This window comes from Desulfovibrio sp. JC022, assembly GCF_010470665.1.
Classification (GTDB): Bacteria; Desulfobacterota; Desulfovibrionia; order Desulfovibrionales; family Desulfovibrionaceae; genus Maridesulfovibrio.
This window is the reverse complement of sequence record NZ_VOPZ01000001.1, coordinates 301,231-327,909: the sequence shown is the minus strand read 5'-3', so window position 1 is coordinate 327,909 and position 26,679 is coordinate 301,231. Positions and strand designations below refer to the sequence as shown.

20 protein-coding genes are annotated in these 26,679 nt (G+C 47.5%); 9 read left to right on the top strand and 11 right to left on the bottom strand.

The window, feature by feature from the left end; genetic code table 11:
* The 3 genes from FMS18_RS01370 to FMS18_RS01360 all read right to left on the bottom strand — a co-directional run bounded on the left by FMS18_RS01370 (window position 1) and on the right by FMS18_RS01360 (window position 2,856).
* Window positions 1-972, bottom strand: coding sequence for an RnfABCDGE type electron transport complex subunit D (locus FMS18_RS01370; protein WP_163291942.1), 972 nt, complete (start codon window positions 970-972; stop codon window positions 1-3).
* A 256-nt stretch (window positions 973-1,228) separates the two neighbouring features.
* A complete protein-coding gene (locus FMS18_RS01365) occupies window positions 1,229-2,374 on the bottom strand; it encodes a 4Fe-4S dicluster domain-containing protein (RefSeq protein ID WP_163291941.1) in 1,146 nt (381 codons plus the stop codon).
* Window positions 2,375-2,379: 5 nt separating this feature from the next.
* Complete coding sequence (locus FMS18_RS01360) at window positions 2,380-2,856, bottom strand: cytochrome c3 family protein (RefSeq protein WP_163291940.1); 477 nt, start codon at window positions 2,854-2,856, stop codon at window positions 2,380-2,382.
* A gap of 853 nt (window positions 2,857-3,709) precedes the next feature.
* Here FMS18_RS01360 and FMS18_RS01355 point away from each other — a divergent pair.
* The gene (locus FMS18_RS01355) at window positions 3,710-4,057 is read left to right on the top strand and encodes an antibiotic biosynthesis monooxygenase (protein ID WP_163291939.1); all 348 of its coding nucleotides are present in this window, start codon (window positions 3,710-3,712) and stop codon (window positions 4,055-4,057) included.
* 225 nt (window positions 4,058-4,282) lie between these two features.
* Window positions 4,283-6,310 carry a methyl-accepting chemotaxis protein gene (locus FMS18_RS01350; protein WP_163291938.1) on the top strand — a complete coding sequence of 676 codons (2,028 nt, stop codon included), beginning with the start codon at window positions 4,283-4,285 and terminating at the stop codon, window positions 6,308-6,310.
* A gap of 38 nt (window positions 6,311-6,348) precedes the next feature.
* Here FMS18_RS01350 and FMS18_RS01345 read toward each other — a convergent pair whose 3' ends face one another.
* The 3 genes from FMS18_RS01345 to FMS18_RS01335 form a co-directional block, all read right to left on the bottom strand.
* Window positions 6,349-8,280, bottom strand: a complete 1,932-nt coding sequence (locus FMS18_RS01345; RefSeq protein ID WP_163291937.1) for a diguanylate cyclase — start codon at window positions 8,278-8,280, stop codon at window positions 6,349-6,351.
* Window positions 8,281-8,364: 84 nt separating this feature from the next.
* The gene (gene fetB / locus FMS18_RS01340) at window positions 8,365-9,162 is read right to left on the bottom strand and encodes an iron export ABC transporter permease subunit FetB (RefSeq protein WP_163291936.1); all 798 of its coding nucleotides are present in this window, start codon (window positions 9,160-9,162) and stop codon (window positions 8,365-8,367) included.
* Window positions 9,159-9,851, bottom strand: coding sequence for an ATP-binding cassette domain-containing protein (locus tag FMS18_RS01335; RefSeq protein WP_163291935.1), 693 nt, complete (start codon window positions 9,849-9,851; stop codon window positions 9,159-9,161). Before FMS18_RS01335 ends, fetB begins: the two co-directional genes overlap by 4 nt.
* Before the next feature lie 212 nt (window positions 9,852-10,063).
* On the opposite strand from FMS18_RS01335, the gene FMS18_RS01330 reads away from it, so the two are divergent.
* From FMS18_RS01330 to FMS18_RS01315, 4 genes are all read left to right on the top strand, one after another.
* On the top strand, window positions 10,064-11,386 hold the full coding sequence (locus tag FMS18_RS01330) for a M48 family metalloprotease (protein ID WP_163291934.1): 1,323 nt from the start codon (window positions 10,064-10,066) through the stop codon (window positions 11,384-11,386).
* Between the two features lies 1 nt (window position 11,387).
* On the top strand, window positions 11,388-12,125 hold the full coding sequence (locus tag FMS18_RS01325) for an ABC transporter substrate-binding protein (protein WP_163291933.1): 738 nt from the start codon (window positions 11,388-11,390) through the stop codon (window positions 12,123-12,125).
* 224 nt (window positions 12,126-12,349) lie between these two features.
* Window positions 12,350-14,785 (top strand): methyl-accepting chemotaxis protein, encoded by a 2,436-nt coding sequence (locus FMS18_RS01320; protein ID WP_163291932.1) that lies wholly within the window; start codon window positions 12,350-12,352, stop codon window positions 14,783-14,785.
* A 186-nt stretch (window positions 14,786-14,971) separates the two neighbouring features.
* A complete protein-coding gene (locus FMS18_RS01315; protein WP_163291931.1) occupies window positions 14,972-16,528 on the top strand; it encodes a DUF1566 domain-containing protein in 1,557 nt (518 codons plus the stop codon).
* 41 nt (window positions 16,529-16,569) lie between these two features.
* Here FMS18_RS01315 and FMS18_RS01310 read toward each other — a convergent pair whose 3' ends face one another.
* From FMS18_RS01310 to FMS18_RS01295, 4 genes are all read right to left on the bottom strand, one after another.
* Window positions 16,570-20,355, bottom strand: coding sequence for an SIR2 family protein (locus tag FMS18_RS01310; RefSeq protein WP_163291930.1), 3,786 nt, complete (start codon window positions 20,353-20,355; stop codon window positions 16,570-16,572).
* 15 nt (window positions 20,356-20,370) lie between these two features.
* A complete protein-coding gene (locus tag FMS18_RS01305; protein ID WP_163291929.1) occupies window positions 20,371-20,937 on the bottom strand; it encodes an SLATT domain-containing protein in 567 nt (188 codons plus the stop codon).
* Window positions 20,938-21,107: 170 nt separating this feature from the next.
* Complete coding sequence (locus FMS18_RS01300) at window positions 21,108-22,331, bottom strand: NAD(P)-dependent oxidoreductase (RefSeq protein ID WP_163291928.1); 1,224 nt, start codon at window positions 22,329-22,331, stop codon at window positions 21,108-21,110.
* 190 nt (window positions 22,332-22,521) lie between these two features.
* Window positions 22,522-23,676: an iron-containing alcohol dehydrogenase gene (locus tag FMS18_RS01295; protein WP_163291927.1), complete on the bottom strand. Its 1,155-nt coding sequence runs from the start codon at window positions 23,674-23,676 to the stop codon at window positions 22,522-22,524.
* 423 nt (window positions 23,677-24,099) lie between these two features.
* Here FMS18_RS01295 and FMS18_RS01290 point away from each other — a divergent pair, with 423 nt between their 5' ends.
* On the top strand, window positions 24,100-24,450 hold the full coding sequence (locus FMS18_RS01290; protein WP_163291926.1) for a helix-turn-helix domain-containing protein: 351 nt from the start codon (window positions 24,100-24,102) through the stop codon (window positions 24,448-24,450).
* Between the two features lie 66 nt (window positions 24,451-24,516).
* Here the strand turns inward: FMS18_RS01290 and FMS18_RS01285 are convergent, their stop codons facing one another.
* Window positions 24,517-25,173 carry a nitrite reductase gene (locus tag FMS18_RS01285; RefSeq protein ID WP_163291925.1) on the bottom strand — a complete coding sequence of 219 codons (657 nt, stop codon included), beginning with the start codon at window positions 25,171-25,173 and terminating at the stop codon, window positions 24,517-24,519.
* Between the two features lie 207 nt (window positions 25,174-25,380).
* Here FMS18_RS01285 and FMS18_RS01280 point away from each other — a divergent pair, with 207 nt between their 5' ends.
* Window positions 25,381-25,713, top strand: coding sequence for a DUF3302 domain-containing protein (locus FMS18_RS01280; RefSeq protein WP_163291924.1), 333 nt, complete (start codon window positions 25,381-25,383; stop codon window positions 25,711-25,713).
* Between the two features lie 2 nt (window positions 25,714-25,715).
* The gene (locus FMS18_RS01275) at window positions 25,716-26,669 is read left to right on the top strand and encodes an efflux RND transporter periplasmic adaptor subunit (protein WP_163291923.1); all 954 of its coding nucleotides are present in this window, start codon (window positions 25,716-25,718) and stop codon (window positions 26,667-26,669) included.
* Window positions 26,670-26,679: the final 10 nt, after the last annotated feature.

Genomic DNA, 26,679 nt, shown 5'->3' with positions numbered 1-26,679 from the left:
TTACTTGCCTCCGAAAGGTTTGGGACGCACGCGGTCCAACAAGGGGGTAAGCAGGTTTGCCACCATGATGGCAAAAGGAACGCCGTCGGGGTAGATACCGTAAACCCGGATGATGATAACCATAGTTCCGGCAATAAGTCCGAAAAGGACCTGCGGAATCACACCCACCGGGCTGGAAGCAACATCGGGAGCAAGAAAAAAGGCTCCGAACATTACTGATCCGGTCAGCAGATGGAAAAGCGGGTTGGCGTACATCTCAGGATCGATCATCCAAAAAATGGAAGCGGTAACAGTCACGCCCACGAGGAACGCTGCGGGAATGAAGAAACGCACCCAGCCTGTGGCGATGAGGAAAATTCCCCCGGCCAGTACGGCAATGATCTGGGATGCGCCCAGTCCGCCAAGCTGCTTGCCGAGAAACAGGTCGGTGTAGTTGAACTGCTCAAGAGTATCAAGACCGAAGTACTTGAGCTGGTCCAGAGGCGCGTTGATCATGAAATGGGCAAGATTAGTGTCAATATCCATGGCGGCAGGCCATGAAAGACGACAGAAAGCCCAGGCAACCAGAGGCGCACAGATGGGGTTGCTACCGAAACCGCCGAAAACAGTGCGGCCCATGACAATGGTCAGGATTGCGCCGCAGGCTACCAGCCACCACGGAGCTCCCGCAGGCAGCAGAAAGGCAAAAAGAATACCTTCGTAAAGAGCGGTGTAGTTATCTACGTTTACGTCGCGTTCCTGCATGCGGAGGCAGATTACCTCGGCAAGAACAGCAGCGGTTCCGGCGATACCCACAGTCGCGAGAGCGGGCAGGCCGAACATATTGAAAGCCATGAGCAATGCGGGAACCAGAGCCAGAAGATGATACTGCATCATCTTCTCCACGGTACGCTTGCTGCGCCAGTGAGGAGCAGGCGAAACCGTGAGTCTGACCGCAATGTCGGACATTGCTTTAATTACTGGAGGAGTCATATTTTAACCCTTGGAACTTGTATGTTTAACCGCGATCCATGCGTCCCTGTATGATTATTCAATCAATATCCAGAACAGGTTACCCCGGTTTCATATCAGGATTGCCTTCGGCGAACCTGCCGGGAGCCTCAAACCCTTTTGCAAAAGGGTTTAAGAATCCCAAAACCTTATATTAGGGATTCCAAAGGGGCTTAATCCCTTTGGCCGCCGGAGGCGAAATCATCCATCAAAAGCGCGAAGCGCAACAAATCTGCCTTTAACTCTTCTCTGCCTGACCGCTGACCAGGAGCTGATCCTTGGCAAAGCGGATATACTGAAGAATGGGGCGTCTGACCGTACAGTTGAAGGAACAGAGACCGCATTCAAAACAGCTGTGCAGGCTGTGCTTCTCAGCCATTTCAAACATCTCATACTCGGCATAGCGGCTGAGCATATTGGGCTGAATCCTAGCAGGACAACTGAGTACACATTCACCGCAGTTGATGCAGGTTGCGTCTTCAATGGAAGGAAATGTTCCCGCAGGAATTACGAACAAACCGTAATCGCCCTTCTTGACGCCTTCATCAAGGCTGTAAATAGCTTCGCCGCGAAAAGGACCGTCAAGAACAACCTTGTCACCGGACTTGATGTCGATATCCAGTTCAGCACAGATGTGGCGGACAGGAGTTCCGAAGAGCACCCGGTAATTATTCTCGCCGATAGTCATAATTGTATCGGTGATGGGCATGCCGGTTTCGTAGACCCTGCCGAAGTTGTAAAGATCCATGACACTGATCACCTTGGTGTCATCAGGAAATTCCTTTCCGGTGACTTTCTTGACCACGAGGGCATCAAGGGATCTGGGATATTTGGGTTTTACAAAAACCCGCTCTGCCCCGGCAAGTTCGTAGGAAGAACCGGCTGCAACAGCCAGAGTTGTGTGCACGGGGTTGATCATTGATTCAACAAGACGCAAACCCGCTTCAATGGTCTTTTTTTCATCCTTGAGCAATTGTTCAGCAACGGAAATTCCCGGTTCGGGATTAAGGCCGTTGATAACCAGATTATCAGCATGGGAAGACAAGGCGGCAATGTTCAGACCAAGCTCCTGCAAGGTACGCAGCAACTCTTTACCCGGTCCCATGGATCTTACGTCGATGGGTTCAACACTTTCCTCACCGCCATCGGCTTTGATGGTCAGGTGGTGGTAGTTGACCTTAGTCGCCTTACCGGAAAGAGCCGCACTACAGGCAGCACCGTATTTGGAAGGACGCTCGGCAAGGAGTTCACCTGCTGCGAGCTTTTTGCCTTTTTTAATTTTCAGAATCTTGTTGCGCATGGAGATATTAAGTTCCGCAGGCGCAGCGATGTCGGAAATGGTCTTCTGAACATCGGATTCAAGGGAATAATGTATTCTAAGCATGAGACCTACCTCGCATGGCAATCGTAACAGGAGTCTTCACCGTAGGGTCCTCCGTCACTCTCGTGACAGTCCATACACTGGGCGTGAAAAGCTTCGGCGCGCAGGGGAATGCTCTCAGTGTCAGGCTTATCCTCTTCTGCGAGAGGACCTGCGGGAACATCGTCGTGACAACGCAGACATGCTTCTTCACTGGGGAAGTTCTTCTGATGTTCTGCCCTGAATTTGGCATCAAAAGCGGCCGGATGGCAGCTGCCGCAGGCTATCGGTCTTTCCTGACCGATATCATCGTGGTGACAGTCGGAACATTCATAACCATACTCGTCCGCGTGGACAAAATGGGTAAAAAGAACCCTGCCGCCACTGTTATCCATAACGACACGGGCGGGATTTTCCTGCACTGCCGGCGGAAAAAGAAACCCTGCTATGGCCGCAACGGACAAGACAGCAACAATTAAAGTTATTGGGATATATCTGTTCTTCAACGGATCAATCCTTAATTTAGAAAGATTCAAGATTAAGGCCCTAAGGCCGGAAACTACCGATTAGAAGCAATACCTAATGCATCAATTTGCAGTTTCATCCTCCGGTAAATCTTTAAAAAGTGTATGGAACCCTCTCCCCACAGCCTTTTACGAAAGATTCAGTCCGCCCCCGCGATCCCCTTTCCGCAACCTCTTGGGAAAGGCACGAAACGAAAGGAGAGCACGAAGGCAGTTAGTGATTGGTCAATCATTCAGTATTTATTTCGGAGTAACCCTTTCCAAAAAATACCGTTTCGGTCAAGTAGGAAATAACTCCTTAACCTACGACCAGAGCCAAAAAACAATTGCCTGAAACCACCGACACCTGCCCAGCAAGTACCGGAGACAATTGAGTATTCATTCAGCGCATGTAAGTAAGCAAATACTATACCACGATTTTATAAATTCATGTCCGGATAATTATTTTGGCTACTCAACATATTGAAAATATGTCATTTAATTAAAACAGAAACATATTGTGAAAAAAATATTATAATTTCTTAATCGAACTTGAGCCCTTTCTTTTGTGCTTTTTTGCACAAAGTCTGAAAAATAAGAGTCTGAAATTAAAGACAACAAATCATAACTAGCTGTTTAGACAAGTATTAACAGTGTAAAGACATCCCTAGAAACAGTCTTCTTTTCAAGACATAAAACTATTTAAAAGATCATAGTCAAAATTATTTACCAATAAAATAAGCAACATAATCATTTTTAGTGCAAATTCCGAAAATCGCTTGTCTGAAAATCCGGAGCAGTGCTATTTCATCGCATACGAAACAAACAACCGATAACTTTGTTCAGGAGAGAACATATGTATGCAGTAATATTTGAAGTTTACCCGAAAGCAGATGGAAAAGACGAATATCTGGAAATCGCCGCTAAGGTGAAATCTTTCTTAAAAGACCGCCAAGGATTTATATCAATTGAAAGATTTCAAAGCCTTGCTGATGAAGGCAAGGTATTAAGCCTGTCTTTCTGGGAGAATGAGCCTTCAATAGAAAAGTGGCGTAATCTTATTGATCACCGCAAAGCCCAAAAATCAGGCAAGGATAAACTTTTTCATTCATACAGGATACGAGTTGCAAAAATCACACGAGACTATACGGACAATAACAGAGCGCAAGCCCCGGCAGACTCAAACCTAGAACTCATGGATTGAGCATACACTTCTCTTTTATATTTAATCAGGTGCCAAAGCACACTCATATTTTATAATTGCCCCTTTCTTAATATTCACTATAATTACTAGAGTAAGAATAATTGCACCACTATAGGCATAGATAAGCACACAATTATTTTATTGGAGAAAGGCTCAAAAGAATCTCCGGGGAGGGAGCTCTTTTGAGTAAAGGGATGAAAGCAATTTATAATCAAAAAGGGTGCTATGACTTTTTCAATTCGAAACAAAATCGTATTGATGGCAGTGGTGATCGCTTTGCTGACCGCCACATCAATTTTCCTGACTGTTAACCATTATGTCGGCGAAGGATTTTCCAAAGAATCAATCCGCAATATTTCAACCATGAAAAAAGTTGTCGACCGCCATATTGACAGCCTATCAAAAGGGTTCCGTGAAAAAGCGGAATTAATGGCCCGCGATATTGACCTGATCAATTCAATCAAACTGGGCAGCTCTGAAGAATTACAGAAACACCTCCGCGCATTGATGCTGGAAACAGAATCCGAATTCCTGACCCTGACCGATGCAAATGGAATTGTCCTCGGACGTGCTCATGCCAACAGTTTCGGCGACAATGTGCAAAGACAGGGGACAGTGGAAAAGGCCCTGCGCGGGACAGTCACTTCAGGAATAATCAAGGGAAAAGAAATTCCTTTTTCTTTGCGGGCAACAGCACCGATCATGGAAAATGGTAAGATAATAGGAACAATTTCGCTGGGTACCTCCCTTTCGGACAAGGACTTTGTGGATGACGTCAAAAACTTTTCTGACCTTGAAGTAACTGTATTTAACGGTGATACCCGCGAAATGACGACTATCATCAAAAATGGGCGTCGGGCCGTGGGAACGAAGATGACCAACCGTCAGGTTACCGCAACAGTCATTGATCAGAGCCAAACCTTTCTTGCCCGCAACAACATTCTCGGAATCGACTACCAGACCGCGTACTGGCCTATCAAAGGCGTGGATGGAAGAAATATCGGGATGTGGTTCATTGGAATGCCTATTGAAACCATGGTAACCGCACAGAATAATGTAAAAACATCCTCGCTGATGGTCATCGCTGTCATCCTGCCGCTCATCATGCTTGCAGCGTGGCTCTATGCAAGGTCAATGTCCCAACCTATTGTTGAGGCAACCAAGTATGCCACCCGTGTTGCCGAAGGTGATCTCGACCATGTTCTTGAAATCAAAACCCGCGATGAAGTTGGCGTGCTTGCTAATGACCTGAATGCCATGGTTGTGACCCTCAAAGAAAAAATCAACGAAGCAAACGAACAAACCCGCCTTGCTGCCGAAGAGACCGAAAAAGCACAACAGGCCACGCATGAAGCAGAAGAAGCACGCAAAGAAGCAGAAAATGCCAAGCGCGAAGGTATGCATCAGGCCGCCCGCGAGCTTGAAGATGTAGTTGAAATTATATCCACTGCTTCTGAAGAACTTTCCGCCCAGATAGAACAGTCTGCAACCGGGTCCGACATGCAGAGCCAGAGGACTGCGGAAACGGCCACCGCCATGGAACAGATGAACGCTTCCGTACTTGAAGTGGCCCGCAGCTCCGGTGAGGCGTCTGCAACAGCCGGAGACGCCAGCGAAAATGCTACCAGCGGTGCTGATGTGGTCAAACAGATGCTCTCAGGAATTGATGTTGTGCATGAGTATTCCGAAGCTCTTGAAAAAGAGATGGGTGAGCTTGGTGAAAGTGCTGAAAAAATCGGCCAGATCATCGACGTGATCTCCGACATTGCCGACCAGACCAACCTGCTGGCCCTTAACGCTGCCATTGAAGCTGCTCGAGCCGGGGAAGCCGGGCGTGGATTCGCTGTTGTAGCAGATGAAGTCCGCAAACTGGCGGAAAAGACCATGACCGCAACCAATGAAGTTGAATCCGCAATTGGCGAAATCCAGCGCGGCACCAAATTAAGTATGGGCCAGTGCTCCAACACTGTTCAGGAAATCGGAAATGTTTCCGCAATGGCTGAAAATGCCGGCAATTCACTCAGTGAAATTCTTTCGCTTACCGATACGGTTTCCGAACAGATTCAGGGAATTGCAGCCGCATGTGAAGAACAGTCCGCCACATCGGAACAGATCAACCGGGCTGCGGATGAAATCAACAATATCTCAATAGAAACAAACAGTGCCATGCGCCAATCCGCAGAAGCGGTATCCGACCTTGCTTCACAGGCACACCAACTCAAATCCATTATCGACAACATGAAATCAGCGTAGAAAAATAAATTGCCGGTGCACTGAAGTGCACCGGCAATTTAATCTGTCATCCGGCAATATGATACAACCCGGTTGCGGCCCTGCTCCTTGGCCTGATACAAACAGTTATCCGCATGCTTCAGAGCCACTTCAATATCTTCATCGGCACAAACCATGGTAAGGCCGATACTCACAGTAAATTTTACAACATGATTTCCGGCATGAACCTCCAAATCTTCAATAGCCGCACGTAACCTTTCAGCCACCTGCATAGCTGATTCTACGCTCCCGTGAACCAGCAGGGCTGCAAACTCCTCTCCCCCCAAACGCCCGAAAACATCAGAAGTCCGCAGGGTGGAAATGCAGCACTTGACCAGCTCCTTGAGAACAATATCCCCCACGCTGTGTCCGTAAGTGTCGTTGACATTCTTAAAGTGGTCAATGTCCAGCATCATCAGGTAAAGTTCGCCGCCGTATCGCGCCAGACGATCCAGTTCGGTTTCCGCGCGATCCATAAAGGAACGTCTGTTGCTGGCACCGGTCAAATAATCAGTACTGGCAAGTCTCTTGACCTCTTCAAGCATCTCTTTCTGCTCAGTTATATCGTGGGCTGTAATACTGACCAACCTATCCCCGTCAACAGTTGATTCTACCGGATGATAGGTAACTGAAAAAAAACGTTTCCCAATAGATGGCAATTCAAGCCATGCTTCAAAATTTGTTGTACCACCAGCAAGAGCTGAATCAATCATGGGCTTTGAATGTTTTTCAAAAACATCATGCCCGACAACCTCAGACACTGATTTGCCTACAAAAAATTCACTTGGCTTGTTGAACCTTTTCTCATAGGAACGATTCACCATCACATAACGATATTCTGAATCGACCAAGGAAATCATATCGGGACTGACCGCGATTATCCTTTCAAACTGGCGGAGTTTTTTCTCAAAAATCCGACGCTGCTCAACTTCCTGCTCTATCTCCGAATTGATCTGCCTAAGGTCCGCAAGGGCTGAACTCAGTTCCGCTGTACGCTCTTCCACCTTGCATTCCATCTCCACATAGGCCTGCCGCAAAGCCTCATCCGCTTCCTTGCGCCGGACAATATTCCACATGCCCTCCATGAGCAGGCTCAACTGACGAACATCCTCATCACCATACTCATCTTCCTTGTTCCCGACGCCCACAAGCAAAACAATTTTACCTTCATCAAACAGAGGAACATTCATATGGCGCTTAATGGGAACATGCCCCTGCGGAAGCCCCTTCTTGCCTTCACAAGCAGCATAATCATTAAGAATCATAGGACGGCGTTGCCTGATGGCCTCTCCCCAGACGCCCACATCGGCCACGTGGTAGGCATCGGGAATGGACTCCACCGAGCATTGGGGCATAACACTGCGCGACCAGGCATAAAGTCTGAGTTCCGATTCATCCTCATTAAGAAAATAGATATATCCGATCTCGCTTCCGGTGATCATGACCGCCGCTTCCAGAGCAAAGTCATAGAGCTTATCCAGGGAATATTCGGCCATCCCCGCAAGAGTGGAAAGAGCCTCGAACCTGCTTTCGTTCAACCGGGCCGCCTTCTCACCCTCCAACAGCTTTGCTTCAGATTTTTTGCGCCCTGAAATATCCCTGAGAATGGACACAAGTACCATATGCCCTTCGACATCCATAACCGAGACACTGATGCTGGCAACAAAAGAATTCCCTCTACGATCCAGAAGTTCGGTTTCAAAATCCTGCACATGCTGCCCGGAGGAAAGCATGTCGAGCATTCTGGACCGATCCGCAGCGGACTTGTAACTGCCGTTAACATTGTGGGGGATTGCACTTTTATCCAAATAGCCGAACAACCGTGCAGCACGCGAATTCCCGCCAAGCACAGTTCCTTCAGCATCGGTAATTACAATTGCATCAGGAGAGACTTCTATGAATTGTTTGCACAGGCTGTTATTGGCAAATAGCTTCTGAAATTGCTCACTCAAATAAAACAACGGATTCCCCCTTCAAACTGGCTTAAAACTCTACCGCATTCATACACCATAGTGAAAATAAATACCACACTACAACTATTTCCCTGCTTTCCTACCGGCAAGCAAAATCATTGCCGACGAGAAACAACGTTTGCGGACCAGCAAAAGTACAATGATAGAAGAAAGGGCCGTGGAAGACACCAACATAAACATAACCACAATCTGGTAACGGACCGCCTCTTCAGGGTCGGCCCCGGCCAAAATCTGTCCGGTCATCATGCCGGGCAGAAAAACCAGCCCTACACCCATCAGGGAATTAATGGCTGGAATCATACCCGCACGCAGGGCATCACGGAAAATTTCAGCTGTAGCTTCCTTGTAATCCGCCCCGAGGCAAAGCAGCATCTCCACCTCATCCCGGCGGCTTTTAAGTTCGGAAAAAAACCTTTCAAGTGAAAGAGCCAGTGAGTTCATGGAATTACCGGCAATCATACCTCCAATGGGTATAAAATACTGGGGGTCCCACCAAGGCTGGGCACCGATAACCACTTTAGTCACCAGAATAGTCACCAACGAATAACTGAACATGACCGCCAGTCCGGTGGGCATGAGGTAGGAAATGTTCTTTTCCTTAACCCTCCCGTGGATGATGTGGACCGAGAAAAAAGTCATAGCCAGATAAAGAGCCAAAACCAATACGGCACTGTTCAGCCCGAACAAGATTTTGAGCAGGTAGCCCATGGTCAGCAATTGTACAAAGGAACGGACGACCCCGACAGCCAGATCCTTCTCCAGCTTGAGCTTATAATAAATGGAAAGGAACCCGGAAACTGATACAAGACTCAGGGCAATCAGCAGCTGCACCCAGGTGATGGAAATAAAAGCACTGTTCATGAAAGAACCTCCACCTTGCCTTCAGAAACCGTCAGATGCATGTGCGGACAACTTGGATGGTAGCTGGTATGATTAACCATAAGTACAGTGATCCCTTCAGCCGCCAGCTCTTCGGCAACTCTCTCCACCCGCTCCCGGCTTTCCCGGTCAAGGGCGCTGGTGGGTTCATCAAAACAGATCGCGATCGGTTTCGGCAGAACCGAACGAATCAGACAAAGACGCTGACGCTGCCCCACGGAAAGATCAGAAGCTTCACTGTCCAGCGCGACATCACCAAGAGCCAGCCTTTCCAGCCAATAAGCCAGATCATCGTCCGAAGGAACACTGCTCCCCTTTCTGACATCAAGGGTAAACGGCATAAGCAAATTATCGCGCACTGTACCGGGCAGCACAGTAGGAGTCTGTTGCACAAAACCGATCCTGGTCCGCAATTCAGGGGGAAAGTAGGATTGCACAGGCTCTCCACTTAAAAAGATTTCCCCCTGCCCGACCTCTTCCAGCCGCACAGCCAGACGCAGCAGGGTCGACTTCCCGGCACCGGAAGGACCGGAGATAAGCACGAACTGTCCTGCGGGTACGGCGAAAGAAACATCGCGCAATCCCTTACCGCCCGGCCAATTGAAGGAAACATTTTTAAATTCGAGAACAGGTATCTCTCCTGATGATTCCTCTTTCAAGGGAATATTCACTTTGCAACTCCATAATGCATTTTTACTATTCAGGTTCAGAATCCGGCATAAATATATGCCCAATTACAAGACATAGAGTCGTGTTTAAGTCAACATCCCGGCCGCAAATGTAATCAATTGGTAATCTTTGCCATCATGACAGAAAAGGGAGAGGTTGCCAAAGGTGCTGCACGGATATATCTTTTTAGATAATGAACATTTTCGGAGGAAGCATGGGCGGTAAAAATAAAGCAGGATCAATTTCCAGAAGACAGGCCCTGAAACTGGCTGCCGGGGGAACTCTCGGTATTTTGAGCGGATGTGCCATCAACCCGGTTACCGGACAGCAGCAGCTTATGCTGGTTTCCGAGCAACAGGAAATCCAGATGGACCGCCAGAATTCACCGCATCAATTTTCTGCGGACTATGGCGCGGTACAGGATAGCCGGGTCAACAATTACATAACCCGTGTGGGAATCTCCCTTTCTTCCAGCAGTCACAGGCCGGACATGCCTTACTCTTTCCGCTGCGTGAATGCCAACTACGTCAATGCCTATGCCTTTCCCGGCGGAAGCATCGCCTGCACCCGCGGAATTCTGGTCACCCTTGAAAACGAAGCAGAACTTGCCGCGCTCATGGGCCATGAGATTGGACATGTCAACGCCCGTCACACTGCCTCACGCATGAGTTCATCCATCGCAGTGCAAGGCATTGTGGCTGTCGGCGTGGGTGTTGCCGCAACACAGGACAGCCGCCTTGTGCCGCTGGCAGCCGGACTGGGCGGAATTGGAGCAGGAATGCTTTTGGCGAGCTACTCCCGCTCGGACGAACGGCAGGCGGACAGCCTCGGTATGGCTTACATGGATAATGCGGGCTACGATCCTGAAGGCATGGTCGGGCTTATGGACGAGTTGAATAAACTGCATAAGAGCAAACCATCTTTCGTACAGCAGATGTTCGCCTCCCACCCCATGAGTTCAGAAAGATATGCCACCGCAGTAAAAAAACGGGATACCGTTTATGCCGACAACCACGGCAAACTTCTTCGCGAACGGTACATGGACAACATCGCCTCGATTCGTAGAATCAAAACCGCCATTGTGGAAATGCAAAAAGGTGAAGGGGCCATGGGCAAAAAGAGTTACCATGAAGCTGAAGACCATTTTTCAAAAGCCCTGCGCATCGCGCCCAATGATTATGCCGGACTGCTGCTCATGTCCAAATGCCAACTCGCACAGGGCAAAGCCAGAAAAGGTTTGCAATACGCCCAGCGAGCCAAGGACCGTTATCCACAAGAAGCGCAGGCCATGCACATAACCGGAATGCTCAGTCTTGAAAACCGCAAATTCAAACAGGCCCTTTCCAATTTTGATGCATATGAAAAGAAACTTCCCGGCAACCCCATGACGACTTTTTACAAGGGAGTCTCATACGAAGCCCTCGGTAATCGTGACATGGCCGCCAATGAATACTACCGTTTCCTCAAGGTGAATAATCAAGGGAACTATGCAAAACATGCATATGACCGGCTGATCGGCTGGGGATATCTGCAATAACATGAACACAAAAATCAATTACATATTAACAATTTGCATAACCTTGTTCTCCCTGAACTCGGCAAATTTATGTCACGCAGGCGAAAAACTGATACTGTCTGGAATCGAATCTCCACGCTCAAAAATAACTTTCCAAATTCTGCGTGAAGCGTACTCTTCTCTGGGAATTGAAGTCGAATTCAAACCATATCCCATATTACGCTCAACACATTCAGCCCATTCAGGTGCAGTGGACGGGGAACTTTTCAAGGTCAGTGGAGTAGACAAAAAGTTCCCGAGCCTTATTAAGGTCCCCGTTCCGATTGATCATCTGGATTTAATGGTGATGGTCCGCCAAGGTTCACAAGTAGAACCTACATGGAAAAATTTGCGCGATTTGAGGGTTGGCCACTTCAGAGGCATTTTTTTCATTGAAAATAAAATTGCCACTGAGGGCATCCAAAACGCTAAAGAACTTGAAACCAACGAACAACTTATAAAAATGCTCAGCCGCAAAAGGCTTGATGCAGTACTGATTGCCCGTATTGCCGCAATGATGACATTAAAAAAGATTCAAGCTGATGATGTGACAATACTCTCTCAACCTCTCGAAATAACACCAATGTACCATTATCTTAATATCAAGCACGCTGCACTGGTTCCAAGTATTACAAAAGCCTTAGAACAAATGAGCAAAAACGACCGAATCAAAGAAATTAGAAACAAAATACTCAAACAGGAACTCGGGAACCACGACTAGCACTACGCAACAAACTTAATACTAATGGAGAAACACCCCGGACAATGTTCCGGGGTATTTTTTTACCTTCCGCAACAATTATACTACACTTTTACAACCTAAGCATATATAGTTAAAAGTTAAACTAAATACACGACCAATTGACAAACCCCATCCTTTACTCTAATTATCACAACAAATCCACACAGATAACAAGCCAGACAATCAAAAGGGGAGTGTGTCCGATGCTTAAAAATTTAGGAGTAACAACTAAAATAACTGCGGGATTCGGGCTGATCCTGATTCTGCTTGCAATAACTGCGGGACAGGGAGTTTTAAAGCTGACCGACAGCTCGGACGGGTTCACGCAATACCGGAAACTGGCGCGCCAGACAAACCTTACCGGACGCATTCAAGCCAACCTCCTGCTGACTCGCATGGGCGCAATCACCTATATGAATTCCGGGACAGCTGCCTCCCTGAAGCAATACCATGAAAAAATATCCAAACTTCAGGAGTTCATCCGGGCTGCGGAAAAAGACATGAATTCATCTGAGCGGAACGGACTGGTTAAAGAGATCAAGCATGAAGTGGATACCTATCAAAGCACTTTCAACCAGTATCTTTCAGCAAAGGAAAAAGAAAAAGAATCAATCAAGAATGCTGGTAAAAACGGAAAGATCCTTGTCGAAGGCTTAGGGACATTGCTGCAAAATGCCAATGAAAGAGAAGACAGTTTCCTGATTGCCATGGTGCAAAAAAGCAGGGCTGCACTATTTGAGGCTAGACTGATCAACTCCATATATATTTTTAAAAGTCAGCAAAAAACCGATGCGGAGAAAGCAATCAGCCTTCTCGTCGAATTTGAAAAAAGCATCGGGGATATCCAGAACGTCCTCTACTCCCCTTCTGATCTCGGTCTCATCAATGAGCTTAATGAAAACAACAAGCAGTACGTTCTACATACCAAAAAAATCATCGAAGCAAATATGGGACAGGTTGCGGCAAAACAAAAGCTTGATTCCCTCGGCCCCCTCACAGCACAACACATAGAAGACCTTAAGCTTTCCATCATGGAAGAACAGGATGAACTCGGACCCGAAATGCAGACAACCATTGCCGCAGCAGTGGACAATATGACTGTCATGTCCGCATTGACCCTGCTCGCCGGGGCTGTGCTGGCATTTTTCATTGCCCGGAGTATCACCGTTCCATTGGCAAAAGCTCGAACTTTCGTACAGGAACTGTCAAACGGAAATCTCAGTTGCGATATGGGAGTGGATCAAAAAGACGAAGTAGGCATGATCTGTAAAGACATGGCTAAGGTCGGCACCACTTTGAACTCGGTCATGTCTGAAATAGACACAACCATCACCGGGATTGAAGAAGGAAAAATTGACAGTCAGGCGGACAACAGCGGATTCCGGGGCAGCTATGCAGACCTCATTGACCGCACCAATCTGGCAATGAATGTAATGAGGTCTTTCATTGATGCCGTACCGATGCCGGTAATGACCATAGACCGCGAAATGAACGTACTGTTCATGAACAAACCCGGCACAGAACTGCTTGGAACATCTCTTGATAAACTTAAAAAAAGCAAATGTTCCAATGCACTAAATACCGCAGACTGCGGAACTGAAAAATGCGCCTGCTCCAAATCTTTTACTTCCCGCAAGGCTGAGACCGGTTCAACCACATTGGACACTCCCAGCGGAAAACTGGACATGGACTACTTCGGCGTGCCCATTGAAAAGGACGGCAACGTTGTCGGTGCCATTGAAGTAATCCTTGATCAGACCGCTGTTCGAGAAGCGCAGCGGAAGATGCAGGATGTGGCAGAACGAACCCAAGCCATTTCCGAACAGCTCTCTTCCGCCAGTGAAGAGCTGGCCGCGCAGGTGGAGCAAATCAGCAACGGTTCCGAAATTCAGCATGAGCGGATCACTGAAACCGCCACTGCCATGGAACAGATGAACAGTACCATATTAGAAGTTGCCCGCAGTGCATCAAGCGCATCAGGCAAAAGCATCGAAGCCAAGCAGCAGGCTGAAGAAGGGGCGCAGATTGTCTCCCAGTCAGTGCGTTCTATCACCGAGGTTAGTACTATCGCCGATGACCTGCGCTCTAGCATGGAAAATCTCGGCAAACAGACTGAGTCCATCGGCACAGTCATGGATGTGATTTCCGACATTGCCGACCAGACCAACCTGCTGGCCCTCAACGCCGCAATTGAAGCGGCCCGAGCCGGAGAAGCCGGTCGCGGATTCGCCGTGGTTGCTGACGAAGTCCGCAAACTTGCTGAAAAGACCATGTCTGCCACCCACGAGGTGGGCAGTAACGTGGAATCCATCCAGCAGGCCATGCGTACCAATATGCGGGAAGTCGAAAATGCGGTCAGTGCAGTTGAACAGACCACGGAACTGGCAGCCAGGTCCGGATCATCTCTTGATGCTATTGTCAGCACGGTTGAATACAGCGCAAGTCAGGTGGAAGGAATCGCTACAGCCTCTGAAGAGCAATCCAGCGCATCTGAACAGATTAATAGCGCAATCAGCGAAATCAATAACATCACCCGAGAAACATCTGACGGTATCCGCCAGTCCGCACAGGCAATTCAAGAATTGGCCGCCATGTCCGGCGAGTTGACCGACCTGATCAGTGAACTGCGTTCAGCGTAACGCTTCCCCACAAAGACTTAAAATCCCGGCAGGTAATGCACCTGCCGGGATTTTTCTTACCCATCTCAATGCACTCAAACTACATTAATAAATCTTAACAACCGCACTACTTTTGTAAAATTAGCTCCTTTCCTCTAGCTGAACACCTCACTTCATGCTTTAATTAAATGCAAAAAAGGAGCGTGCATGAAAAAATACAGCCTACTGATCACCATCACTACCTTATTCATCTGTGCAACATCCGCCTGGGCTGGAAACTACCCCATTGTGGACAGCGGGCAGGAAGCCTGTTTCAACAATTCCCGTCAGATTCACTGCCCGGACCAAGATCATGGATTCTACGGGCAGGACGCCCAATACAAAGGCAACCAGCCACGCTACAAGGATAACGGGGATGGCACAATCTCCGATCTGGTTACCGGCTTGATGTGGGTCAAGGAACGCGGCCCCGCACTGACCTGGCAGCAGGCTATGGACGGGGCCAAAGATTGCCGGGTGGGCGGACACACGGACTGGCGCGCCCCGAACATCAAAGAACTTTACTCACTAATCGACTTCAACGGCTGGGTACAGGCCACAGAAAAAGATTCCACCCCGTTTATCAATACGGACTACTTTGAATTCAAATTCGGTGACACTTCCAAAGGACAGCGCATCATCGATTGTCAGGACTGGTCCTCGACCACCTACGTGAGCAAGACCATGGGCAGCAATCCCACGGCTTTCGGAGTCAACTTTGCGGACGGACGCATCAAAGGCTACGGCAAGAAAGATCCCCGCGGCAAACGCAGCAAATACATCCGCTACGTACGCGGCAATCCAGATTACGGAAAAAATATATACGTTGACCGCAAGGACGGTAGTGTTGAAGACACTGCAACCGGATTAATCTGGCAACAGACCGACAGCGTCAAGAAGCTTAACTGGAAAGAAGCCTTGAGCTATTGCGAAAACCTCAATCACGCCGGACGCTCCGACTGGCGGCTGCCGAATGTAAAAGAGCTTCAATCCATTGTAGATTACTCCCGCAGCCCCAAGACCAGCGGCACCGCAGCCATTGATCCCATCTTCAAAGTAACGGACAAAGAATCTTACTACTGGTCATCCACCACCCACATGGACGGTCCCAAGCCTTCCCACGCCTCATACGTCGCTTTCGGACGCGCTTTAGGCTATTTCGCGCCCCCGCGCAGCAGTAATAAAAAATGGATGGACGTGCACGGGGCCGGAGCGCAGCGCAGTGATCCGAAATCCGGCAACCCCGATGCTTTCCCCAACGGACGCGGCCCGCAGGGCGACGACATCCGCATATACAATTACGTGCGTTGCGTTGCAGGAGGTGGAGTTGAACCATACGACCCGCCCTACACTAAAATCCCCACCTGGAAAGGCGGTTCTCCGAATTCCTTCTCAGATGGCATGGGAACTATGGGCGGTAACAGACAGGGATTCGGAAAAAATCAGGGAATGAGCAGAAATCAAGGCCGGAATTCCGGCATGGGCCAAGGTATGATGCAAGGAGGAATGGGGCAAGGCATGGGACAAGGCCGTGGCCCCGGCAACGGCCAAGGTCCGCCCGAAGAAGCTTTCACCGCCTGCAATGGCAAATCCCAAGGGGATGAATGTACAGTTGAAACCCCGCGCGGAAAACTTTCCGGCCTGTGCATGAGCCGGGGAGAACAGACTTTCTGCGTTCCCGAAGGGCATGGACGGAGCGGAATGCGCGGTGGAACTAGGCAATAAGTAAAAAGGGCCCGGAATGGATAACCATTCCGGGCCGTATATCAGAGATTATATCTTTGTTTTAGCTGTTCAATTCGTTCATCATCGGCAAGTCCGGCTGATTCGAGACGGGGGATAATTTCTTTCATCTCATAAGATACCCGTCTATTATCGTTAGGATTGTCTGGCAAAATTTCCATCAAAACATCAAGGACTAATTTATAATCGTCGAATGTATCAGGACAATCTGAGATAAAATGTCCAACAGCATACATATCAATACTAGGTATACTTTCTAAGTGAGGCAAAATAGCCTCAGCCTTCTCAACGAAAAAATCAGGACTACTGAAAAGCAATTTAAATAATCCCTTCTGAACTTCAGGAGTCCTAACTGTTTTTTCTTTGGGCCATGTCCTGCGTACAAATTCTGCTTGTAATGCCCCCCAGTTTTCTCTCTGTATTGACTTGCTTGATTTTGAAAGCCATTTAATCCTATTAAGAATTTCACAACGCAAACCATCACCGCAATTCACAAAAACCTTGCGCATTTCGTCATCTGAAATCAAATTATGATAATCAACCGCTTCACCAGCCCAACTGTTTAATAGCAATTCGGGCAATAACGAATATCCGTAATATCCTACTTTCCCTCTAAAATTCTCGGTAAAATGCAGCAAACTTGGCTTAATACGCTCAAACAAAGATTCATCAGTGAGATAATTTCCCCTAAGAAAACCGGACCAAAAAGCATCTTTTGTATTCTGAGTATCTTCTTCAAACACATAAAGAAGATTAATTTCTGTCCATGTTGGATCTATCCGGTAATACCAATCAAGGTTCCCTGTAAGATGATTTATGGCATACAATTTCCCCGTTCCCGGAAGATTTAAAACCCTCTCAAGCAGCGCAAACCAATCTTTTAAATTCTCAGCAGTACAGGATTTATCTCTAAGTCTAGGATCACTTTCAAGACTCTCCAAAATATGCCTGACAGGTGAATTCCATAAACGAGAACTCCAATCCTTGCTTTCTGCGTCAGAATCAACTGCAAGATCTTCCTTGCCTTCTTGTCCTTCTATTGCCTGCAACAAAACATTGAATAACTTCAAGTAGACATCATTATTTTGCTCTCTTAGAATCACAGAATTACCAGAGAACCAAGAACTTACATGATAAAGGACTTTACCCAACAATTCTACGGGAAGCTCGCAAAGACGTAGTGCAACAAGGATAGCAAACCGCTCTTTACTTTTTACCTCACCACAAGAATTCAAAAATTCATTCCAACCCCACGCTGCGTCTTCTGAATCAGCAGCAGCGCGCAAGGCTGACAAAGCCCGTACAGGTCTGTTTTGGCAAAGCCCTTTGAAAGGTCTTTTCTGAACCTTGTTCTCCCAATCCTCTACTGAATATTCTTTTGCGCGAGAGAGGACTTCTACCAGTTGGATATTAGCCAAACACGAAAAATCTAAATCAGTACTATAGCTACTTACTTTCATTCCCCAGGACCTATCCGCTCTTTCGGAATGCTTAAAAGTCCAATCGGGACAAGAGTATTTTAATTTCTTAGTTTCTTCATCCAAATCAAATGAAAACCGACACCCTCTGCTATACAACCAATGAATTCGCTCAAGTATCCCTGCCGCCCATCCTATTTCGAAATCTTTTTCATCAATCCCTTCCCATTTGTCCTCTCCAGCTAAAAGTCTTTTTTCAAGCTGGCTGCGATGTGTGTTTGAAAGATCACCCCATCTATCCTTCAAAGCGATCAATAAGTCGCGCTGTTTGTAATTATCCCAGAAACTTTCTTCACTAATCCCAAGCAAAGACTCTCCTGCTTCATCAGGAGAAAGGAAATCCGGCAGGCTGCAACACCACAACTTAAAACTGTCAAAAATGGGGGAATCTTCATAAGCCCAACTCATAAATTCTTTTCGAGCCGCGGACTCGTTGTTTTCAATCAAGGACGTAAACCATGATTTGAAAACATAGACCCACCCCTTTAAATCACTACCATCAACAAGTGTGCTATCATCCTTTCCGGGATGCATCGTGCCGATATGCGAAACTCTGTATCTTCCGTACTCAAGTTCCCAAGCTTCCGCTAAAAGCAAATTATTTCGCAGCAAAGACAATGCATACGGAAGCCATTCTATAGGAGGAGAAAATTTAAAACTCAGACGAGGGTAAGCCACATCAAAATTAACCATTCCATCCGGTCTACTCTCACGAACTGGCGGCACGGCCCAACGTAAAGTATAGTGCCCTGCTTTAAAGTATGGACGGATTGCCTCTGCCCAACGGTGCAGTAGATGTTTACTCCAGCCTCTTTCTTTAATTATGGAAGTAAGTTCAAATATGGAAGAATCATAATCTCTTTCACTCTTACCAGATTGCCAAACCTCAAAAATCCTGTACCACGACTCTAAAAGAGTAATATCCATTTGTTCACGTTTTCTACGGACTTCAAACTTTAATGTTCCTTTCACCCAAGGATGCAAATCTTCTTTTGAGACCACCCACCAAATTACTGCGGGATCATCCACATTCTCGGCAAGCCAAGAAATGATTTTCTCTACACTCCCTGAAACCTGAGCAGCTTTATTCAAATGAATGGATGGCTGCGAGATATTTTGAGCAGGCAATTGTAATTCATTATCAAAAATATCCCATACCGCTTCAGGAACATTTAAATCATTATTATTTTTCTTCCTAACCGGGGGAATATCAGAGGCGAGAGAATAACGTTCAAAGGGGTCAACTTCCTTACCTTCCGTCAAATCATCAGTATATCCGGGCCTTGCATACCTGCGAAATTTATCAAAAACACAAATCCACTCTATTGGAGGATTGACTGCAGCAAACTGCCGAGCCCCTTTCTCCGTTACAACGAATCCCGCTACCTTTTCCCGTTCGTAAGGGGTCAATCCCACCGGACCGCGCGCAGCCAGTTGCAATACCTCACGGCTCCATTTTTCAGGCTCGGAAACCATTCTGGCCCATGCCCCCAAAGTATCCCATAATTCTTTAAAATTGTTCTTAGACGAATATGGAATTGCTGTAATTTTCTTTTCCCGCCAGTGATCCGGTGTTGCCTGATCATGAAAAGCGTAAACCTGATAGCTACTACTTTCCTTGAACTTTAAAGACTCCAAAAAATACTGCACCGGAGCGTCTTCTGCTGAGTAACCGACAAAGACTACCACATACCTTTCAACAATAGCTTTAAAAAAATCCGTAGCCCAGCCCTCACCAAGGTAGGCCCTGCCGAACTGGGAACTGGAAAGGACAAATCTGTTTTCAGCACCGGAATAATCCCTATTGACCACACCGTGCAGGTGTACGACTCCATCAAGAGGTTCACCCTCTCCAATTCTGGGAAGGTTACCCGGTTTGATCAGGTTAAGATCCGGGTTGCATTCGCTGAAAAGACGGTCGAAATTTGTTGTGACCAGCTGAACCGTATCCTGCGGGGTTGTTGCTAGCTTCAAGAGTGTTTCGTGGGCAGCAAGGCCGGGGGCTTCTGGCTGTAAAGCCTCAGCCACAGCACGTTCAATATCCTTGATATAAAAATCCCTTTCCAGCAGCCCGAAAATTCGATCCACTGACAAAAGACTGCTACCAAGCTTAAGCCCATTAATTTCCTTGGCCTGCCTCATCAAAGTGCGAACCGGGGATTCATCCTGCACCTGCAAGGTTACTGCTACCCTTTCGCACAACTCGGTAAAATCACATATCCCCGCAGACTCTTTAGATACCCCGGCACCGCAAAAAAAGACCGCCCGGCCTTCATCGCGCGCTTGAATCAGATCATTGGGAATGATGGGACCATCTTTAACAAATTTCATTGCAACACCTAGATATTACAGAGGCAATTCATTCGTATCTGTGCAAAGCTTTTTCAATGCCTTTTCAGCTTTGCGATCAATTCCCTTTTCTTTTATTTCCGCCAGAATTTTTTTCTTGCTTTCAACCTCTTTGATAACAGCAAATTTGGTCAGCGGAGAATCAAGGGCAACGCCCTCCCATTCCTTTTCTACATTGCGTATGGTTGTGCGTAAGTCCCAAAGCCCGTCAACATCTTCGCCATGGGCCATCTCAAGCTTACGCTTCATAGCACCATAGCGGGCGGCCTGTGCCCTGTGAACTTCGGCTTTCTCACCGGGCTTATAAAAAGTCTGTATGGCCGAAAGTATTGTAACCAAACCACTTGCTCCGGCCAGCCCCCATCTGCCAAGCTCATCATACTTGTCAGGAACTTCAAACAATGAAAATGCAGTAATTCCTACTGTAAAAACAATAATTGCCCCGCCAATCCAATTTGCCCTGCAACCCATCTTTTCGCTTTGGATGTAATGCCCCATCTGGGCATCAAGCAAACGCCCCTTCCAGATATCCACCAACTTATTAAGCTTCGAAGTATCAGTCATTATTCCCATCTTTTTTAGTACAACAGAATTTATTAATAAGGAACACATATACATGGAACTACTGGGCAAGCCAATATTGTGAGCAGTCTTTTCTGCTAAGAAAAAACAAAAACTCCCCTGTCCATAAGGCAAGGGAGTTTTGAAAGCAAAACAACTATGTAAATAAAAGTTTACAACCCTTCCACATAATCCATAATAGCCTGCGCGGAATTCTTGGAACAGCGCACGGCTTCGGCCACGGTTCTGGCTCCGGTGACTACGTCTCCGGAAGCGAAGATGCCATCGCGGGTAGTGCGGCCTTCCTCATCGGTGATGACCAGCCCGGTCTTGCCGATTTCTATTCCGGTAAGGTTATTGCGCGGTGCCTGACTTACTGCGATGAAGATGGAATCAGCCTCTTCCAATTTTTCCGACCCTTCCACAGTGACCAGCTTAGTCTTGCCATCTTCCCCGGTTTGTTTTTCCGTGCGTACGCAAATGACTCCTTCTTCAGTCAACTCCAGCGGGGAATGATAAAATTTGAAGCAAACCCCGTCCAGCTTAGCGTAATCCTGCTCATATTTGGTGGCGGACATATCTTCCTGACCACGGCGGTAGAGCACGGTCACTTCCTCCGCACCTTTGCGCAGGGCGGTGCGGGCCACATCCATAGCCACGTTCCCGGCTCCGATGACCGCCACTTTCTTCCCGAGCTGGTAGACATCAGGATTTTTCAAGTAGTTAATCGCGTAATGGACATGCCCGAGGGTTTCCCCTTTTAGCCTCAGCGGACGCGGATTCCAGACCCCGGTGCCAATGAAGATCGCTTTGTAGCCGTCACGCAACAGATCATCGAGACTTATAACCGGGCCGATGAGCATATTGGGACGAATTTTCACGCCCAGTTGAATGAGCACTTCACGCAGCTTTTCAAGGATATCCTTGGGCAGACGGAATTCCGGTATACCATATTGCAGGACCCCGCCGATCTTATCCTCAGATTCAAAGATGGTCACCTCATACCCTTTAAGGGCTAAGATAAAAGCCACAGTGATCCCGGCCGGACCGGAACCGACAACGGCGATGCGCTCTTTGCGCTCCTTTTTCTTCTGCGGCTGAAACTGGGCCAGATAGTAGCGGGAGATGTAGTTCTCAATGTCACTGCACTGCACCGGGGAACTTTTACGCCCCAGAATGCAATGCCCTTCACAGAAATTTTCATGAGGACAGATGAGCGAACAGACCACGGAAAGCGGGTTGTTCTCAAAAAGCATGGCCCCGGCCTCCTGCATTTTTCCGTCCAGCAGAAGTTCGATCATTTTATTGATAGGTGTTCCAAGGGGACAGCCTTTGCTGCAAAGCGGTTTCTTGCATTGCAGGCAACGGGTCGCCTCTTCAATGATGTGTTTTCCCATATGAATGATGTGTGGTTTGGCCCTTGAATGCCGGGCCTATTTTAATGAGAGGATTGGAAAGTAGTGCGTGGAAGACGGGTAATAACAGGGCCGGACCGTTAGGTCCAGCCCTTTGACTGACGGTAAAGAACCGAAGCACTTTCCGTCAGCATGATTATTCAGCTGCTTCAACAATCCGCAGCCTATGGTCTTATTTACCGTAAAAGGATTCCTTGAACAGTTCTTTCATCTGCTCAACGGAAATCTCACGTGGGTTGGTGCTGGTGCAGGGATCTGCGCATGCGCCTTCAGAAATCTTATCGAGATTGGCAAGGAAGTCGTCTTCGTTAACACCGAACTCTTTGAGGGTTGCAGGAATCTGCATCGCCACGTTGAGTTCCTTCACAAAGTTAATCAGGGAATCTACCAGTTCTTCAGTGGTAGCTCCGGCAAGACCGAGTCTCTTTGCGGCGTCCGCGTATTTTTCACCTGCTTTTTCAGCATTGAAACGGATAGCAGCCGGGAGATAAATGGCATTTGCGCAACCGTGGGGAACACCGAAAAGATGCCCGGTCTTGTGGGCCATACTGTGAACAATTCCGAGAATTGCGTTGGAGAAGGACATACCTGCAAGGCACTGGGAAATGTGCATTTTGTCGCGTGCTTCCTCAACACCTTTGTAAGATGCAACCAATTCGTCCTGAATCATCTCCATGGATTTCATGGCAAGGCAATCGGTCAGTTCGTTGGACATGATGGAAACGTAAGCTTCCAGAGCATGGGTCAAAGCATCCATACCGGTGTGGGCCACGAGGGACGCGGGCATGGACTGAGCCAGATCGCTGTCAACAATCGCCAGATCGGGGGTGATGTTGAAGTCGGCAATGGGGAACTTGAGTTCAGTATCATTGTCGGTAATGATGGAGAACGCAGTTACCTCGGTTCCGGTACCACTGGTGGTGGGAACAGCCGCGAAACGTGCTTTCTTGCGCAGTTCAGGCAGGTTGAAGGGCTTTGCAGCTTCTTCAAAGGTGAACTCGGGGTTCTCGTAGAAAATCCACATTGCTTTAGCAGCATCGATAGGGGAACCGCCGCCCACACCGATGATCCAGTCAGGCTGGAAATCGTTCATGAGTTTTACACCACGGCGAACGGTAGCAACTGAAGGGTCAGCCTCAACACCTTCGAACAGGGTGGTTTCGATACCAGCTTCCTTCAGGAAGCCTTCAATCTTATCAAGGGCACCGTTTCTTTTTACAGAACCGCCGCTGATAACGATTACAGCTTTGTTTCCTTTAATATTCTTGAGCTCTTCAATGCTGCCTGCACCAAAGTATACTTCACGGGGGATGGTAAATCTTGCCATTTTAATTTTCTCCATTAACTTTTAAAGCAACTCTACTTTCATGAAGAGGCTTTTATTTTAAAATAAATCAAAACTGATTATTTTTTACTTTTTAAATTTTTAATACCAGCCAAACAAAACTACATGCACAAACCAGAAACGTTTCTCTGCATCGGTTGAGAAGCTATAAACACAAAAAATTTTCTTATGTAAAGTACGCACCTTTCAGTATCGTAGTTTACAACTGGTTAGTAGTTCCCATTTGGTAACTACCTGTTAGAATCATTTGAGAACTACACAAAAAACATAAAATCTGGTAAGTTGAAGACTCTGCTTAATTGAAAGCAATTTTCTGAAAACGCAAAAATCAGCGCGATATTAATTTAAATATTTTTTATTTTTTTTGATGACGGCCAAATTTCGCCGCAAGAAATGGAGAAAATCATGCCTGAAGATAGAACGCACAAAGTGAGTTGCAGCAGCTTTACATATGAACTGGAAGTGGCCTTTGAAATCTTGTCCGGCAAATGGGTGCCGCTGATCATCTGGCACCTGGCGGACGGAGAACCCAAAAGATTCGGGGAAATGCGCAGGCTGATGCCCAAAGTGACCCAGAAAATGCTGACCCAGCAACTGCGAGCCTTAGAAAAACATGGCATAGTCAGCCGAAAAGTATATCAGGAAGTGCCCCCGGCAGTGGAATATTCACTCACCGAAATGGGGCTGAAGCTGATCCCCATCTTCGAGAGCGTAAATGGTTGGGCCGTGGAGTATCTGGATAAGCGGGACGGGTAAAATATCAATAAAAAAAGGCGGACTCCCCAAGGGAATCCGCCTTTTTCATAATCAGACTAAATTTACTTATTTAACAGCTTCAAGCAAAGCTTCTTCACCGAGACGATCTACCAGACCGCTGATGCGTTCACGTTTGCGGCCATTTTCTTTGTAGAAATCAAGGGCCTTTTCGATCAGTGCGAGGGCTTCATCACCGCTCAGTTTGGTGCCGATCTTTACTCCGGCACGGACGTTTCTTGCTGCACCGCCGCCGAAAAGAACGTCCCAACCTTTGGGGGTTCCAACTAAACCGATGTCACGCACGTGGCTGAAGCCGCAAGCAATCTTACAGCCGGATACACCGCTTTTGATTTTGAAGGGATAAGGACCGTTCTGTTTGATGACTTCGAGCAGTTTTTTACCCATACCGCGGCTGTCCTGCATGCCGTATTTACAGACACCCACGCCGGTACAGACACCTACGGTCGGTGGAACTTTATCGATCTTGGTCCCGAGGCTGGCAACAACCTCTTCCAGTTTGTCCTTGGGAATTCCTTCCAGATTCAGACGCTGCCCGGTGGTCACGCGCAGGGAAGTCAGATTAAATTTGGTCATGGTTTCCATGACGGTTTTCAGCATACCGGGGTTCATCTGCCCCTGATTCAGAGGAATACGCAGGGCGTAAGTTCCGTCTTTGCGCTCAACGGGCATGGCAGTAAGAGATTCAGCAACAATATTATCCATAAAAAGACTCCTTGCTTGTTTTATTGAATATCCATTTACATCAGAGCGTCCGACAGTGCAAATAGGAGAGGTTTATCAGCAATTACCCTATGAAAGGGGGAGTTTTTGATAGGCCTGCACACATAAATATGCTACTAAAATTCAAAGCTCATTTTCAGGTAGAGCAGTTAATTACTTACATGCATATTCTTTCGGAAGGAGACGCTTATGATTCAGACAGATTCCCGGATATTGGACTATGTCGGTGCCGGAATGCTGATCTTTGTATTTCTGGTTCTGGTGTATGGTATCATATACATCCACGATATCCCCTATGGCATAGCAAAAAAGCGTAACCACCCACATCAGGACGCCATCCATGCTGCCGGCTGGGTCAGCCTGTTTATGCTTCATGCAATTTGGCCTTTCCTCTGGATCTGGGCCATGATCCATAAACCGGACATGGAAAGTGACGAAGCCTTTGTAGAACATGAGGTTGAATCACCCTCTACAAAAGAAGTCGCTGAATCGGAAGTAAAGCCGGAAGCAAGTGAGGTATAGCCGTGGATATACTTATTGAATTAACCTACGCGGCTATTGTTTTTGTTGCCTTCAAAGTGCTTAAAATACCCGTAACAAAATGGACTGTGACCACTGCCGTAGTGGGCGGTATTTTTGTAGTAGGCGGTATATTTCTATGTATGGCCTTCTATCATCCCTACACCCCCAATGCGCGTATCTATTTCCAGACCACGCCCATTGTGCCGCAGGTTCGCGGCAAAACTATTGAAGTATACGTAAAGCCCAATACTCCGCTCAAAGCAGGAGACAAACTTTTTGCCATAGACCCGACACCGTATAAAGCAAGAGTGGGTGAAGTTAAAGCCCAGCTGAAATTTGCCAGCCAAAGACTCAAAGAATCTCAAGAGCTTGCAAGGCACTCCGCCGGTAGCAGATATGATGTTGAGCAATATCAGGAAGAAGTGAACCAATTGCAATCCGAGCTTGAAAAAGCAATCTTCAACCTGAATAGCACAGTGGTGGTTGCACCCACGGATGGCTGGGTTACTATGCTCAGACTGCGGCCCGGCATGATGGCAGTCCCCCTGCCCCTGCGCCCGGTAATGACCTTTGTCCATGCTGAAGACCCCATGCTGGTGGCGGCCTTTAAACAGAACCCGCTCCAGAACATTAAACCCGACTTCAATGCAGAGATAATCTTTCCGGCCATTCCGGGACGGGCTTTCAAAGGTAAAGTAACTAAAATTCAGGAAGCATTGGCCGAAGGACAACTCCAGCCTTCCGGAGACCTCCTGAGTGTTTCCACTCACATTCCCGAAGGCCGGGTTCCGGTTTTTATCCACATAACTGATGACATGTCCCAGTATAATCTACCCTTGGGTAGTGCCGCTGCGGTAAGTGTTTATAGTGAAAGCATGGAGCCACTGGCCCTGATCAGGCAGGTTTTGCTGCGCATGGTCAGCTGGCGGAACATCATCTGCTTTGAAGCTATTTAAGCTGGAGAAA

What these genes read in the sequence shown, in the direction of transcription:
- FMS18_RS01320 (WP_163291932.1), top strand. Translation starts at nt 12,350, where the DNA reads ATGCTTAAAAATTTAGGAGTAACAACTAAAATAACTGCGGGATTCGGG.
- FMS18_RS01365 (WP_163291941.1), bottom strand. Translation starts at nt 2,374, where the DNA reads ATGCTTAGAATACATTATTCCCTTGAATCCGATGTTCAGAAGACCATT.
- FMS18_RS01300 (WP_163291928.1), bottom strand. Translation starts at nt 22,331, where the DNA reads ATGGGAAAACACATCATTGAAGAGGCGACCCGTTGCCTGCAATGCAAG.
- FMS18_RS01325 (WP_163291933.1), top strand. Translation starts at nt 11,388, where the DNA reads ATGAACACAAAAATCAATTACATATTAACAATTTGCATAACCTTGTTC.
- FMS18_RS01350 (WP_163291938.1), top strand. Translation starts at nt 4,283, where the DNA reads ATGACTTTTTCAATTCGAAACAAAATCGTATTGATGGCAGTGGTGATC.
- FMS18_RS01315 (WP_163291931.1), top strand. Translation starts at nt 14,972, where the DNA reads ATGAAAAAATACAGCCTACTGATCACCATCACTACCTTATTCATCTGT.
- FMS18_RS01310 (WP_163291930.1), bottom strand. Translation starts at nt 20,355, where the DNA reads ATGAAATTTGTTAAAGATGGTCCCATCATTCCCAATGATCTGATTCAA.
- FMS18_RS01295 (WP_163291927.1), bottom strand. Translation starts at nt 23,676, where the DNA reads ATGGCAAGATTTACCATCCCCCGTGAAGTATACTTTGGTGCAGGCAGC.
- FMS18_RS01330 (WP_163291934.1), top strand. Translation starts at nt 10,064, where the DNA reads ATGGGCGGTAAAAATAAAGCAGGATCAATTTCCAGAAGACAGGCCCTG.
- FMS18_RS01305 (WP_163291929.1), bottom strand. Translation starts at nt 20,937, where the DNA reads ATGACTGATACTTCGAAGCTTAATAAGTTGGTGGATATCTGGAAGGGG.
- FMS18_RS01370 (WP_163291942.1), bottom strand. Translation starts at nt 972, where the DNA reads ATGACTCCTCCAGTAATTAAAGCAATGTCCGACATTGCGGTCAGACTC.
- FMS18_RS01285 (WP_163291925.1), bottom strand. Translation starts at nt 25,173, where the DNA reads ATGGATAATATTGTTGCTGAATCTCTTACTGCCATGCCCGTTGAGCGC.
- FMS18_RS01355 (WP_163291939.1), top strand. Translation starts at nt 3,710, where the DNA reads ATGTATGCAGTAATATTTGAAGTTTACCCGAAAGCAGATGGAAAAGAC.
- FMS18_RS01290 (WP_163291926.1), top strand. Translation starts at nt 24,100, where the DNA reads ATGCCTGAAGATAGAACGCACAAAGTGAGTTGCAGCAGCTTTACATAT.
- fetB (WP_163291936.1), bottom strand. Translation starts at nt 9,162, where the DNA reads ATGAACAGTGCTTTTATTTCCATCACCTGGGTGCAGCTGCTGATTGCC.
- FMS18_RS01280 (WP_163291924.1), top strand. Translation starts at nt 25,381, where the DNA reads ATGATTCAGACAGATTCCCGGATATTGGACTATGTCGGTGCCGGAATG.